Consider the following 13,369-nt stretch of genomic DNA (forward strand, 5'->3'; position numbering starts at 1 on the left):
TTATGGCTTTGATCGCAGTTGTGGGTTTCGATTATCGGCTTGTTAAGCATGTTTTTGGACAATCGCGGCAGATAGTTGAAATGGGCAAGCATGGGTCAAATCATCTTGCCGGTTCTGATCCGGATTTTGCAGATAGCGGGTTTTGCCTTGAAAAGACGTCTGGTTTTGTCGCGACTTCTTTCATTCATTGCGGTTTTTATCGGGGCGACAGGTGCTCTTGTCTGGCTGTTTTGGACCGATATTGCCGGTTTTTTCGGATGGGGAGATGTACCAGAAAAACCGGCAGATGCACTGACACTGAGTGCCACGGACTTCAATCATCTTGATGGTTGGCAGTCTGACGACATGCGCGGCAGCCTGAAAGCGTTTCAGCGGTCCTGTGCAGCAATGATCAAACGTTCTGATGACCGCAATATCGGCCCGGACCGGCGGATGGGAACGGTTGGTGACTGGCGCGGATTGTGCGAAACCGCGCTGGCACTTGAGCCCGATACGATACGCAAGGAAGACGCACGCACCTTTTTTCAAAGCGGATTCAAACCGTGGCTGGTGGGCAATAACGACGATCCCGAAGGATTGTTTACCGGTTATTTCGAACCGGAACTGCATGGTAACCTGACTCGTGAAGGACCTTTCCAGACGGCGATTTACCTGAAACCTGACGACATGGTGTCAATTGATCTTGGCGCGTTTCGCGAGGACCTTAAGGGCACAACACTGGTCGGTCGGATTGAGGGTAAAAATGTAAAGCCCTATTACGACCGTGCGGCGATTGAAAATGGTGCACTTGCCGGGCGGGATCTTGAACTTGTCTGGGTTGATGACGCGATTGATGCATTTTTCCTGCAAATTCAGGGGTCGGGCCGGGTTGTTTTGCCAGATGGCAGTGTTTTGCGCATCGGATATGCTGCGACCAACGGCCATCCCTATTTCGCAATTGGTCGGGAACTGATCGAACGGGGCGAGTTGACGCGTGAAACCGTATCTTTGCAAACCATCCGGCAATGGTTATCCGATCATCCCGATCAGGCAGCTGATGTTATGAATACCAACGCATCCTTTGTGTTTTTCAATCCGCTGAAAACCGACCCTGATGACCCTGATGCCGGGCCGCTTGGATCGCAGGGCGTACCGCTGGAATCAGGGCGGTCATTGGCTGTTGATCGGCGTTTCCATGCCATGGGGGTTCCGATCTGGCTTGAAACCGATGATGCGATGAATGCCGATGCCAGATTTCATCGTCTGATGGTTGCGCAAGATACGGGCGGCGCCATTCGTGGCCCGGTACGCGGGGATATTTTCTTTGGCCCTGGCGAGGATGCCGCCCTGCATGCCGGTCATATGAACCGCAAGGGACGCAAGTTTGTTCTGCTGCCGGCATCAATTGATCCGGTCAAACTGACAGAGGTTAAACCCTGATGCTGGGCCATATAGTCCTGCTTCAGATCAGTGATGCAGTTCCGGCATCGGAAATTGACGGATTACTCCGCGAATTATCCGAAGTGGCGCTTGAAACGCCAGGAATACGTGCCTTTGTTGGTGGTCCCAAAACACCGGGAAGCGGCATGAGCCAGGGTTTTACCCATGCCTTGACCATTGATTTCACCGATGCGCTGGCGCGCGACTCCTATTTATCGGGTCTGGATAAAGACGGGGTGGGTCGGCGTATTTCGGAAATGACAGTTGGGGGGCTTGGCGGAGTGTTGGCAATAAATATCGATATTTCAGATATGAAAGCACCTGACGACATGGCACCTAAAAAGCTTCAGGCGAAATGGGCCTGATGATAAATCAGAATCAATGGAATGATCCTGATGCGATTAAACCAGCTAAGAAGTGCTGATAGTTTTCTACTGAAAACGTTAATCAGAAAATCAAAATAAAACGGGCAGGATAACCTGCCCGTTTGTAATTCCAGATGTTTGCCAGGTTGTACGGGTTAATTATTGCGCAGCAACGACATTGGCATTTTCAGCATCGGATGCGTTGCCACAATCACCGACGCGTGATTTGCGTTGGCGCTGGCTTTCGGATTTCAACTGGCCGCAAGCTGCCAGGATATCGCGGCCGCGCGGCCAGCGGATCGGCGCTTCGTAGCCGAGTTCAAGCAGCGTATGTGCGAATTTCTTGATGTCGTTGGTCGGCGTGCATTCATAGTCCGAACCCGGCCATTTATTGAACGGGATCAGGTTGAATTTGCAATGAACGCCCTTGACCAGTTTTGCCAGTGCGCGTGCATGTTCAGGTTTGTCATTCACGCCTTTAAGCATCACATATTCCATGGTGATCGGGCGCGAATTGGACATGCCGGGATAATGGCGGCAGGCATCCATCAGTTCCTTGAGCGGGTATTTCTTGTTGATCGGCATGATCTCATTACGCAGATCATCATCAGGCGCATGCAGTGAAATCGCCAGACCAACACCGAGTTCCTCGCCACAACGCACGATTTCCGGCACAACGCCAGAAGTCGAGAGGGTAACGCGACGGCGCGAAATTGAAATTCCTTCACCATCCATGGCGATTTTCAGCGCTTCGCGGACATTTTCATAGTTAAACAGCGGCTCGCCCATGCCCATCATGACAATATTTGAAAGACGGCGGATACCGTTTGCAGGTGTTGGCCATTCACCATAACTGTCACGGGCAACCATAAACTGGCTGATGATTTCGCCAGGGGTAAGGTTGCGCACCAGAAGCTGGGTACCGGTATGGCAGAATTTGCAGGTCAGTGTGCAGCCGACCTGCGATGAAATGCAGACAGCACCACGATCTTCGTTACGATCAGGGATATAGACGGTTTCGGCTTCGTTACCGTCATGGAACTTCATCAGCCATTTATGGGTATCGTCCGAGCTTTTCTGATCGGCTGTTAGAACCGGGCGGCCAATATAGAAGTCCTGCGACAGTCGATCGCGAAGCTTTTTGGAAATGTTGGTCATATCCTCGATGTCTTTGACACCGCGGTTATAAATCCAGTTCCACATTTGCTTGACGCGAAACTTGCTTTCACCCATTTCGCCAAGCAGTTCGGTCAACTGATCGCGCGACAGACCCACAAGATCACGACGTCCGTCAGCAGCCTGCCCGTTAGCGGCGCGCGTTACGAAGTCGGTCAACGTCGGGCCGGACGGTGTGGCACCGTTTTCGGCGTTCTGGGTCACGTTTTCGGACAGGACGTCGGTCATCCCGGGCACTCTCTTTGGTGTTTGGCGTTTATCGGCGTTTGTTCTTCGTTACTGGCAGCATCGTAGTGTTTCCGGCCGTTTCCGGTTTTGTGCATCCTATGCGCGCCGATTTGCAACGGGGCAGGACTATAACAGATTTTCCCGCGAAATGCTTTTGGCGCATAAACCATGGCCCCGCATATAGCGGGGCCGGGGCAATTTACAAACGATAAAATTCACATTGCAGCTATTTGCCGAACGCGATGCAGCTTTACTAGCGCCTAAAACCACTGGGATTTATCGGTTTTCTGTTCGGTTAGTTAACCGGTTTGGCATCGCAAGCCTTTGAAATTGCATTATAGGCAGCGGTAAAACCGGAAAGAGAATAAGTATCGGTAGTTTTCGTGCCGCGTGATGAGTTCCCGACAACAACCATCGTGCTGCCCGACTTCATGGCACTGACCAGTTTTCGGTCTTCTTCACCGTTCACGGCCCAAGCTGAATCTTCGTAGGTGAACAGCTTGAAGCTTTTGGAATCGATTCGAAGGTCAACATCGCTATCCTTTTCATAGGTATAGCCGGTGATGAAACTGACTTCGTTGAACAGTTTGAGCGCCGGGCGGTGCGTGACCATGACATAGATCTTGCCGCGCTGGGTGTAGTCGCCTTTGGCCGAGGTCGGCTGACTTCCGATATAGCAAACTTTCTTGCCTTTCTCGGAATAGCTATAGGCCTCCCATTTTCCATATACATCAATTAGTTGCGGCGCATTTTGCGCAATCGCAGCCTGAGAGATCAAAGCGATAAGGGCGGCAGCTGCACCTGACAGCGAATTTCTGACAAGACGATGGGCGTGTTTTTTCATGGGCTCGCGTATCGTGTCTGAAGTTTCGGGACGAAGACCTTAAATCCACCCGATGTGGCGGATTTATGAGAAATTTTCCCAAGGGTGACGGGAAAAGGTAAATATTCGACCAAGGAAATAACGGCATATCGCGAAATTTGAAAAAATCGACTGCGATATGGCAAAATGGTGCAAATACCTGTTCCTTTTGGGCTTTTAACCCTTGTTTTTTAGGGTAGCCCGGGCTTTTACGACCTGATCGAGGCAATCTTGGACCGAGATTTTATCGGCACTTTTGCGTTTGCGGGCGAGCATATGGGTCATTTTGCGTTTTTGTCCTTCGGCAGCCGGGAAAAAGAACGCGTCAAAGGAGCAGTCATCGGACCGGTATTGCCAAACCCGTGCGGGGCCTTCGCCGCGGGTCATTTCTGGTTCGCCGATTTTTTGTTCTACCGCGTCCTCCGAAAGACCCATCAGGGTTTCAGCCTTGATTGATTTAAAGGGAACAGGCGGAATGGCAACCGTGATACGCGGCGACTTCGATTTGGCCGTGCCAGTCGAGCTTGCCGCGGGTTCTGTTGCCATTGACGTCGCGCTACCAGTGGCAGATACTTCGGGTTTTTTCGGGATGTCCTGGGTCACGCGCGGTGAACTGGCCGATGTAGCCTTGCCATAGTTCTGATTGGTGCTGCCCGGCGGGAGGGCATTGCCGCCACATGCCACAAGTGATGTCGCGATCAGGATCATCGCACAAAGAAGCCCGGCGGGGTGTGCTTCACCACGCCGGAGCTGTATCGGGGTCGTATGGACTGGTGAGCGGTTTATGCCGATCACGGATCAGATATCGTCGCTTTTGCGCGGAATGGTGATCGCAGCCGAATGACCTGTACGGCTGGTGCCGTCGTCGCTGCCTTCAACATATTCCAGCGAGCCCTTGATACGTGCACCGTTTTCGATTTGAAGTGCACCATAGGTGATCTTGCCGTTGATGTCGGCTGTGCCGATCACGATGACGCGGCGTGCTGTCAGATCGCCTTCGAAGGTGCCGCTGATTTCGGCTTCGTCGACCTGTGCGGTACCGACAAATGTCCCACCCTGGGAAACTTCAAGGCGGGTGCATTCCTTGATCTGGGCTTCAACATGGCCCTCGACGACAAGTATGTCGCAGGAACCGATTTCGCCAGCCAGACGGATATCGCGGCCAACCGTCAGCTTCTTGCCTTCGGTGTTGCTTGGTGTTGCGCTCGGACGGCCAGCACTGCCGCGGGTCGGAATTTCAAGCGGGCGCTTCGGGATTTCCGGGCGGAAGCTGGTGGAATGCGGTTTGCTGGACATTTGCGGTTCTTCCTTTGTGCGCGGCTGGGTAAATAGCTGCGGCTCACTACGTTTTTCTGTTTTTGTGGCGGTATCGTTGCTGGCACTCGCACTTTCGTCCGAAGTCGACGTGTTCGGCGAGGAAGCTGTGCTGTCGGAAAGACCGCCTGAATTCAATCTGGAAGAAGATGTATCTGACGAAGCCGGGCTGCTGTCGACTGTTTTGTTGGCTTTTTTCTTTCCGAACATGGGGATGACCAAATCCTTGTCTTGCAGTTTTGTTTCAGGTTTCCGCCGTTTTATCCGATGCCCACCGGAATGGCGTCAGGCTGTGGTCCGGTTTTCGAACGCGCCCAGACGGACGGAGTAATGTACCATAAAGGCAGTCGCAATGATCGGAGCCACAAGGTTGACCAGCGGCACGGTCATCAGGAATGTCAGGCCGATCCCGGCAAACCACAGTTTCATCTGGCGGCTCTTGCGAATGGCATTCACCGTGTGCACATCATAACGACGTGCGGCGACCAGTTCAAAATATTCGCGCGAAAGCAGATACCCATTCATCGCATAGAACGCGATGATGTAGACCGGTCCGGCCAAAAGAAGCGGCAGTATCAGGATGTTAAGCGCCAAAGCGGTCAATGCGAATTTAAGGCCGCTGATCAGGGCTTCGGTGATCGGTTGCGGGCGGGTGTCGGGCAGGGTTGGATAATATTTATCTTCAACCGCATCGGCGATCTGATCAAGCAGCAGGCTTGAAATCAGCACGGTCGCCGCCGGGAACATCAACAGCACCAAAAATGCCAGACCAACGCCAAGCAACCAGTCTGCCGCGGTTTCCATCCAGCCGCCATCGGCAAAAAAGGTTACCGAATTCAGGCCAAAGCCAATCAGTATCCAAAGCCCGACAATTGTTGCCAACGCGCCGGCAACGCCGATCCACACAACCTTGCGAAAACGCGGGTCGGAGAACTGGGAAACGGATTTCAGAAAGTCATTGATCATTGGCGGATTTTATCCTGCTGGCACTGTCGTAAATACATTCCAAGGGAATCATGCCAAACATTACTAGGCAATCAAAATTAACAGGCCGTGAAATCGGTAGCGGATTTGACAGATTTTTTGCCCAAAGCGTTGGATATCGTATGTGTTGGGCAGAAAAAAGGCGTCCGGTCAGGGGGGAGAACCGGACGCCAGCGCTCCGATGATCTGGAGCGTGAGGAAAGGTAGGGGAGACCTGTTCCTCACACTTGGCTCCCACATCAAAATTCGGGAACCTTGTGACAGATTTTCATATAGGGACTATAACCCCCGTCTGCCATAGATCAGGGCCGCTTATCGGCGATAAATTTCGTGGATGCAGGTGAAAAATGTCATACCAATTGATCGTTGCGAAACAATAATGTTTGCAAGAGTTTGAATCGGAATGCTTAACCGCTTTGTCAGGCAGATTTGACATTTTCGTGAAGTTGACCGGGAATTTTGAAATCAGCCGCGCTGATTGGGCCAGATGCGGTCAAATTTGAATAATGCCGGGTCCAGCTTCATGCCTTCTTCGGTATTGAACAGGGTCACGGTCGTCTCTACCCCGGCGGGGTCGGTGACAATCCATTGACGCAACTGCATCGGATTTTCCTGAAATACCAGTGTGACACTGCCAGCACCCGGATCGGATTTGCGCACCATTTCAACCCGCATGGTTTCGGCGGTACGTTTGAAATCAACAACCTTGACCTCTCGCGTCAGCGAAACGTCCTTTGCCAGAATGATACCAGCCGGGGTTTCGTCGATATTGAAATAGGTGGGCGCGTTGATTTCCTTGTCATAATAAATGAAATCAGACCCGGTGGAGACCAGCAGGATTTGTGCGGGCGGGTTATATTCAAACCGCATCTTGCCTGGGCGTTCCATATAAAGCTTGCCTTCTGCGGCACCGCCATCCGAGGAAATCTGAACAAAATCACCTTTAAGTGTGGTGATGTCCTCAAGATAGTTTTCGATTTTCTCAATGGTGGCCTGATCAATGGCGCCCGACTGCGCCAATGCGCCTGTCGGCGTTAAGCTGATCGAGACCGGTGCGGCAATCGCAAAGGCCGTGGCAAAGACGGATGCCGTCGTCATGGAGCGGAAGCGCGCGCCCACCTGTTTGATGCGGAATTTGCCGAATTTGCTGAAGAATGCCATGTGACAGCCTGTCTACCCGTTTTAAGAAATTCTGTGATCGCGATTGCGAAACCGGAATGGCGAATGATAAAAATTCAGCCAAATTGTAACCAACCACAATATGTACAACATATCGCATCATTTGGCCGGGAAGGCCAGCCGGGTCAAGTCACGCCCGCAAATGATCACAATTGGCCGGGTTTGGCCGCATTTGCAGCAGTGATCGGCTTTCCGGCAACAGGAGAAAGCGCTTTATGAGTCGTATCGTCGCCATTCAGATGGATCCAATCGCATCGATCGATATCAAGGGGGATTCAACCTTTGTGATGGGGCTCGAAGCCCAGTCACGCGGTTATGATCTTTTGCACTATCATCCCGATGACATGTTTTATGACCGCGGTCGGATCAAGGCCGAAGTCCGCCCGATGACGCTTCGTTACGACAAGGGCAATCACTATGATCTGGGTGAGGCAAAGATCATAGATCTCGCCAAAGAAACCGATGTGATCCTGATGCGTCAGGACCCGCCGTTTGACATGAATTACATCACGGCGACCCATCTGCTTGAAGCCGTTCATCCGGAAAGCTTCGTGGTCAACCACCCCGGCCATGTCCGCAATGCGCCGGAAAAGATTTTCGTTACAGAGTTTCCCGATCTGATGCCGCCGACCCTGATTACCCGGTCGGCTGCGCGTATTCGGGATTTCCGCGAGGAATTCAAGGACATCATTGTCAAGCCGCTGTTTGGCAATGGCGGGGCTGGTGTTTTCCATCTGAAACCGGGTGACGAAAACCTGAATTCGTTGTTGGAACTATTCGCCGCGCAGTCGCGCGAGCCTTTGATGGTGCAGGCTTACTTGCCCGATGTGCGAAAAGGCGACAAACGCATCATTCTGGTCGATGGCAAACCTGTCGGTGCGATCAACCGTGTCCCGGCCGAGGGTGAGGCACGGTCGAACATGCATGTTGGCGGCGTAGCGGAAAAATCCATGCTGACCCCGCGTGAACTTGAGATTTGCGAACGCATTGGGCCGGAACTGAAAAAGCGCGATCTGATCTTTGTCGGGATTGACGTGATTGGCGATTATATGACGGAAATCAACGTCACCTCGCCGACCGGGCTTCAGGAAGTGAACCGTTTTGACGGATCGAAACTGGAATCCCTGATCTGGGATGCGATTGAAACCCGCTTGTCCTGATCGGATTTGACGACGGGACGATTTTCGGGGCAAGCGGTTTAACCACTTGCCCCTTTTTCTGGCCCCCTGTCTGGTCGGAACGGATGGCCGCGAAATGGCCGGATTTCATCGGCAATTCTGCACCAATTTGCTACCTATATCCGTTGATGTGACCGAATTCATGCCCGCAGGCTGGAACCAAATGTCTGTTTCTGCGTATGATTTTGGGATCAATCATCATCAAGGCGGAATCCGATTGCATGGCGGATAAGCAAAACAGCGCAATTTCAACAAACGGTACCTTTGGCCCGTTCCTGTTCGCGCGTGGCAGCGACGATAAAACGGCCCGTCTGGCCGCCCTTGTTGTGACGCCGGAAGGAGCCGATCCGGCCGAGTTTCGAATCATGGGTCAGGATATTGTAACCCCGACAAAGCTTGCGAACCGGTTCGGGCGTCATTACTGGCGTTATGATTTCGAGCTGCCGGTTGCGTCGGATGCGCGTTACAGTTTCGATATCGAAACATATTATGTGAATACCGATTTGACTCATGACCTTCGGATCGGGTTTGTCTCGTGTAACGGACAAGAAGACGGCGATCTGGACCGACCTTTGGCGGATCGTAATGCGCTGTGGATTGATTTGGCCCGCGAACATCGAAAACGGCCTTTTTCCCTGCTTTTGCATGGCGGGGACCAGATTTATGCCGACGGGGTCTGGGGATGCCATCCTGATATTGTCACCTGGAAAAAGACGAGACGTCAGCAGAAACTGGCAGCGGATTTCACCCCCGAGATGCGCAATAGTGTTCTGAAATTCTATCTGGAACATTATCTTGAAATTTATGGGCAGCCGCAGATCAGCCATATACTGGCGCGGGTGCCATCTTTGATGATGTGGGATGACCACGACATTTTTGACGGTTGGGGCAGTCACAAGAAATGGTTTCATGACAGCATGGTAGCAAAGGGCATGTTTGCCTGTGCGCGAGAAGCATTTTGCCTGATGCAGCTTTGCACCGCGCCCGACGAATTGCCGCAGAAAATACTGGACCGTTCGGGGCAAAGCCTTGGCTGGCGTACGGATTTCCCCGGATTTTCGGTGATTGCGCCCGACTTGCGGTCGGAACGGACCCCGCATGCGATCATGGGCGAACATGGTTGGCGGGACATGATTGCGGCACTCGATACGATTCCGGAACATCATCGTATTTTGTTGATGTCGAGTGTGCCGGTGATTGGCCCGCGCCTATCACTGGTTGAGGCGATCCTGCATCTGATGCCCAGTGCGCAGAAATACGAAGATGACCTGCGCGATCAGTGGCAAAGCCGTTGGCATCGTAAGGAATGGTGCCGTTTTCTGGAAACCATTGAAGATGTCGTCGTCAAGCGCGGTTATGACATGACCCTGCTTTCGGGGGAAATTCATGTGGCGACCCGGGGCACGTTTGAAACCCATGGCAAGTCCATTCACCAACTGGTGGCATCGGGCATTTCGCACACTGCCCCGCCGGTGGCGTTTGCGCGTGCGCTTGGTCTTTTGGCATGGATTGGCGATAATCCCCTGCCCGGTCGCCCGACCAAGCTTAAGCCGCTTCCTGGGCGGATTGGCACCTATTGCGCTGCACGCAATTACCTAACACTGGACCGAAAGGGCGAAAACTGGCGTGCCAACTGGCATCTGGAAAATATTGGTTGGACACCGGATTTAACAATCTAGGGAGGATCCCATAGTTCCTACCATGCAGCTTTACTATTCGCCGACATCGCCCTGAAGGTGCGGATCAATGTCCGCGAATTGGGATTGGAAGGCGATATTTCTGAAATTATGATCAATCCTTGGACGGATGCGGCTTTGCGTGACGGTATGATGTCCTCGACCGGGCGGTTATACGCCGATAGCAAACGCCCGGAAACTGAACGTTCCGATTTCGTAATGGATCGTCAGCGTGCCGCGGTTCATGCAAGCATTGACGCTATAGAAGCCGGGATCAGCAGCCTCGCAACAGATAGGCCAGATATCGGCACTCTTTCGGTGGCCGCGGCCCTTGAATATGTTGATTTCCGCTGGCCCGATGGGTGTTTTGCTGTTTCAGACGATCTGCGCCATTGGATGGCGGGCATGGCCAATCGCCCAGCCATGCTTGCCACGCGGTATCATTTGCTTCCGGTTTGACAGATCTGATCTGCATGGATGCAATATTGTCCGGGCCGGTTAAACAAGCTATAGCGTGGCGGGGCAGCCAGATGTGTTATGATGTCGGGCAGCAACTTTTCAGATGAAACGGGTTTCATGACCGACATTACCAAATCCATGCGTGAACGGGCCTGGGCCCGGGCCGGAAAAATTCAGGGTGAAGATTCCGCCGAAGTGCGCAAGCACCGTTCCAGCGGCATCACGATGAAAAAAGAAAGTTTTGGCAAGTTCCGCAATTTTGGCTGGACCGTTGTAGATGGCGTTGCTGTTCCATGCCGCAAGGAATTCCTGCCGCCGCGTGACGGCGATGCGACTGATGGCGATGCATCTGAAGATCTGGCCAAATCCGAACCTTCCGAAGACTGATCATCTGATTCTGTCCTAGCCATTCGTCAGGTTGATCAAATCTGTCAAAAGGTGGCGCGAATCGGAATTCGCGACCAGTGCGTTGAGGTCTTTCTGGGTTTTTTGCCAGATCGGAAAGGCTTTAACAAGCAACGCCATTCCCTGATCGGTTAGAGTCAGCAAACGACTGCGTTTATCCTTGGGGTCGATATCGATTGCAACCAGCCCCCGTCGTTCCAGCGGTTTAAGATTGGCGGTCAGTGTTGTGCGATCCATCGCCAGCAAATCAGCAACATCTTGCATGTGCGGCGGGTGTGGCCGGTTAAGCGACATAAGCAAGGAATATTGCCCGCTGGTCAGGTCAAGCGGGCGAAAAGCATCGTCGAACCGGCGCGCAATCGTGCGTGCGGCCCGCCGCACATGCAGACAAAGACAACTGTCACGCACCATCAGCGTCGATGAAAACGGAACTTTATCGTTCTGGTTGAAATCTTTTTTTGACATGAATTAATTATGTTGATATCAACGTATTTGTCAAACGGGAAAATAAGAAAAAACTGATCAATCGTTTGGTTCATAAAGCGCCACCACGCTTCACCTGATTTCGAATTCACTTCTGAACGGCAAGGAGGAAGCCCGATGCAGAAGATCAGCCCCTTTCTATGGTTTGACGGCAACGCCGAAGAAGCCGTCAATTTTTATGCGTCCGTTTTTCCATATGCCACGATCAGCAAAATTCTCCGCAGCAGCAAGGCCGGACCTGGACCGGAAGGCCATGTTTTGACCGTAAGTTTTGAGCTTGAAGGTCAACAATTCACAGCCCTTAACGGCGGACCGCAGTTCAAGTTTACCGAGGCTGTTTCCTTCACCGTGTCCTGCAATGATCAGGCAGAAGTTGATTATTACTGGGACTGCCTTTCTGAAGGCGGGGAACCTAGGCAGTGCGGCTGGGTAAAGGACAGGTTCGGTCTTTTCTGGCAGATCACTCCGGTTCGCCTTATCGAACTGATGAACGATCCGGATCCGGATGTCGCAGCCAGAGTGGCAACAACCATGATGTCTATGGAAAAATTCGACATCGCTAGGATTGAACGTGCGGCCAAAGGCACCTGAAAACTCCACGCAAAATTTTTGCCCACCCCTCGCACCACCAACGCAAGGAAATGCCCCATGACTGATAAACAAAGTGAAGACAAAGCTGCCATCCGCGAGATTTTTACCCGCTGGTCAACGGCCGCACGTAACAAGGATCTCGACGGAATCATGGCGTTATATAGCGATGATATCTGTTCCTACGATGCGGTCGGTCCGCTGCAATTCAATGGCCGGGATGATTATCGTGCCCATTGGGAACGCTGTATGGCGTTTGATGATGAATTCATCATGGAGCCGCAGGAACCCTTTATCCGGGTGTCAGGTCATCTGGCTGTGGCACGGTTCCTGATCCGGTGCGGCATGCGCAAGGAAGACGGGACCGAACAGGCAAGCTGGATGCGGTCAAGCTATCACCTTGAAAAGCAGGGTGGTGAATGGCGCATCGCGCATGAACATTTTTCCGTGCCTTTTGACTTCGAAAACAGTGCCGCCCAGTTCGGGTTGCAGCCGTAAATCCCCAAACCCACCAGATTTTACACATAAAGGAACGCCCCGATGAAACTGATCACCTATCTGAATTTCGACGGCAATTGCCGACAGGCATTTGAATTCTATCAGTCCATCCTGGGCGGCGAGCTGATCATGATGCCGTTCAGCGATACGCCGATGGCCGGTGACGAGCCTGAGCATAATGACAAAATTGCTCATGCCTGCCTGATGGGCGATGGCTGGCATCTGATGGCATCCGACTGCCCGCCGGAATATTTCACCAAAATGCAGGGCATCACAGCATCTCTCCATTTTGAAAAAGCGACTGATGCCAAAAAAATGTTCGATGCTCTTTCCAAAGGCGGTGAGGTGACCATGCCGTTAGAGGAAACCTTCTGGTCGCCGGGTTATGGCATGTTTACCGACAAGTTCGGCACGCCCTGGATGATCAATACCGAGATGTCGCCAGAAGACGGAGCAGGTTGTGCCTGATCACCGGGGATAAACGACTTGTTGCCTTGATCCCCGTTTCCCGCCAAAGTGGTATATATAACTTGGGGTTACGGGGATCAGTACCAC

The 13,369-nt window shown here is 52.5% G+C and carries 17 protein-coding genes; 10 read left to right on the top strand and 7 right to left on the bottom strand.

What is annotated here, in order from left to right:
* The first annotated feature begins 147 nt into the window (after positions 1-147).
* Complete coding sequence (locus BC440_RS12965; protein ID WP_063092358.1) at positions 148-1,419, top strand: murein transglycosylase A; 1,272 nt, start codon at positions 148-150, stop codon at positions 1,417-1,419.
* Positions 1,419-1,784, top strand: coding sequence for a Dabb family protein (locus tag BC440_RS12970; protein WP_063092261.1), 366 nt, complete (start codon positions 1,419-1,421; stop codon positions 1,782-1,784). The genes BC440_RS12965 and BC440_RS12970 overlap by 1 nt, the downstream gene beginning before the upstream one ends.
* A 159-nt stretch (positions 1,785-1,943) precedes the next feature.
* On the opposite strand, the gene rlmN is transcribed toward BC440_RS12970, so the two are convergent.
* The 4 genes from rlmN to BC440_RS12990 form a co-directional block, all read right to left on the bottom strand.
* The gene (gene rlmN / locus BC440_RS12975) at positions 1,944-3,188 is read right to left on the bottom strand and encodes a 23S rRNA (adenine(2503)-C(2))-methyltransferase RlmN (RefSeq protein ID WP_063092260.1); all 1,245 of its coding nucleotides are present in this window, start codon (positions 3,186-3,188) and stop codon (positions 1,944-1,946) included.
* A gap of 295 nt (positions 3,189-3,483) precedes the next feature.
* Entirely contained in the window at positions 3,484-4,032 is a 549-nt protein-coding gene (locus BC440_RS12980; protein ID WP_007088493.1) for an invasion associated locus B family protein, read from the bottom strand.
* Positions 4,033-4,227: 195 nt separating this feature from the next.
* The gene (locus tag BC440_RS12985) at positions 4,228-4,845 is read right to left on the bottom strand and encodes a hypothetical protein (RefSeq protein ID WP_139189990.1); all 618 of its coding nucleotides are present in this window, start codon (positions 4,843-4,845) and stop codon (positions 4,228-4,230) included.
* Positions 4,846-4,848: 3 nt separating this feature from the next.
* Entirely contained in the window at positions 4,849-5,346 is a 498-nt protein-coding gene (locus BC440_RS12990; RefSeq protein ID WP_223304929.1) for a polymer-forming cytoskeletal protein, read from the bottom strand.
* Here BC440_RS12990 and BC440_RS23530 point away from each other — a divergent pair.
* Positions 5,336-5,695, top strand: coding sequence for a hypothetical protein (locus tag BC440_RS23530; RefSeq protein ID WP_223304931.1), 360 nt, complete (start codon positions 5,336-5,338; stop codon positions 5,693-5,695). The genes BC440_RS12990 and BC440_RS23530 overlap by 11 nt on opposite strands.
* On the opposite strand, the gene BC440_RS12995 is transcribed toward BC440_RS23530, so the two are convergent.
* Both BC440_RS12995 and BC440_RS13000 read right to left on the bottom strand, forming a co-directional pair.
* Positions 5,650-6,330 carry an EI24 domain-containing protein gene (locus tag BC440_RS12995; protein ID WP_063092258.1) on the bottom strand — a complete coding sequence of 227 codons (681 nt, stop codon included), beginning with the start codon at positions 6,328-6,330 and terminating at the stop codon, positions 5,650-5,652. The genes BC440_RS23530 and BC440_RS12995 overlap by 46 nt on opposite strands.
* Positions 6,331-6,813: 483 nt before the next feature.
* Positions 6,814-7,509, bottom strand: a complete 696-nt coding sequence (locus tag BC440_RS13000) for an outer membrane lipoprotein carrier protein LolA (RefSeq protein WP_063092257.1) — start codon at positions 7,507-7,509, stop codon at positions 6,814-6,816.
* A gap of 233 nt (positions 7,510-7,742) precedes the next feature.
* Here BC440_RS13000 and gshB point away from each other — a divergent pair, with 233 nt between their 5' ends.
* The 4 genes from gshB to BC440_RS13020 all read left to right on the top strand — a co-directional run bounded on the left by gshB (position 7,743) and on the right by BC440_RS13020 (position 11,227).
* Positions 7,743-8,687 (top strand): glutathione synthase, encoded by a 945-nt coding sequence (gene gshB, locus BC440_RS13005; protein WP_063092256.1) that lies wholly within the window; start codon positions 7,743-7,745, stop codon positions 8,685-8,687.
* Between the two features lie 239 nt (positions 8,688-8,926).
* On the top strand, positions 8,927-10,384 hold the full coding sequence (locus tag BC440_RS13010; protein WP_063092357.1) for an alkaline phosphatase D family protein: 1,458 nt from the start codon (positions 8,927-8,929) through the stop codon (positions 10,382-10,384).
* Positions 10,385-10,492: 108 nt separating this feature from the next.
* Entirely contained in the window at positions 10,493-10,840 is a 348-nt protein-coding gene (locus tag BC440_RS13015; RefSeq protein ID WP_139189991.1) for a hypothetical protein, read from the top strand.
* Positions 10,841-10,957: 117 nt separating this feature from the next.
* Positions 10,958-11,227, top strand: a complete 270-nt coding sequence (locus BC440_RS13020; protein WP_174441865.1) for a hypothetical protein — start codon at positions 10,958-10,960, stop codon at positions 11,225-11,227.
* Between the two features lie 15 nt (positions 11,228-11,242).
* Here the strand turns inward: BC440_RS13020 and BC440_RS13025 are convergent, their stop codons facing one another.
* Positions 11,243-11,710, bottom strand: coding sequence for a MarR family transcriptional regulator (locus BC440_RS13025; protein ID WP_007088485.1), 468 nt, complete (start codon positions 11,708-11,710; stop codon positions 11,243-11,245).
* A gap of 135 nt (positions 11,711-11,845) precedes the next feature.
* Between BC440_RS13025 and BC440_RS13030 the strand changes: the two genes are divergently transcribed.
* The 3 genes from BC440_RS13030 to BC440_RS13040 are packed head-to-tail and all read left to right on the top strand — an operon-like array spanning position 11,846 to position 13,282.
* Positions 11,846-12,319 carry a VOC family protein gene (locus tag BC440_RS13030; protein ID WP_007088484.1) on the top strand — a complete coding sequence of 158 codons (474 nt, stop codon included), beginning with the start codon at positions 11,846-11,848 and terminating at the stop codon, positions 12,317-12,319.
* Positions 12,320-12,376: 57 nt separating this feature from the next.
* The gene (locus BC440_RS13035) at positions 12,377-12,814 is read left to right on the top strand and encodes an SgcJ/EcaC family oxidoreductase (protein ID WP_007088483.1); all 438 of its coding nucleotides are present in this window, start codon (positions 12,377-12,379) and stop codon (positions 12,812-12,814) included.
* 42 nt (positions 12,815-12,856) lie between these two features.
* Positions 12,857-13,282 (top strand): VOC family protein, encoded by a 426-nt coding sequence (locus BC440_RS13040; protein ID WP_007088482.1) that lies wholly within the window; start codon positions 12,857-12,859, stop codon positions 13,280-13,282.
* Positions 13,283-13,369: the final 87 nt, after the last annotated feature.

It is taken from the genome of Thalassospira sp. MIT1004 (assembly GCF_001858545.1).
Classification (GTDB): Bacteria; Pseudomonadota; Alphaproteobacteria; order Rhodospirillales; family Thalassospiraceae; genus Thalassospira; species Thalassospira xiamenensis.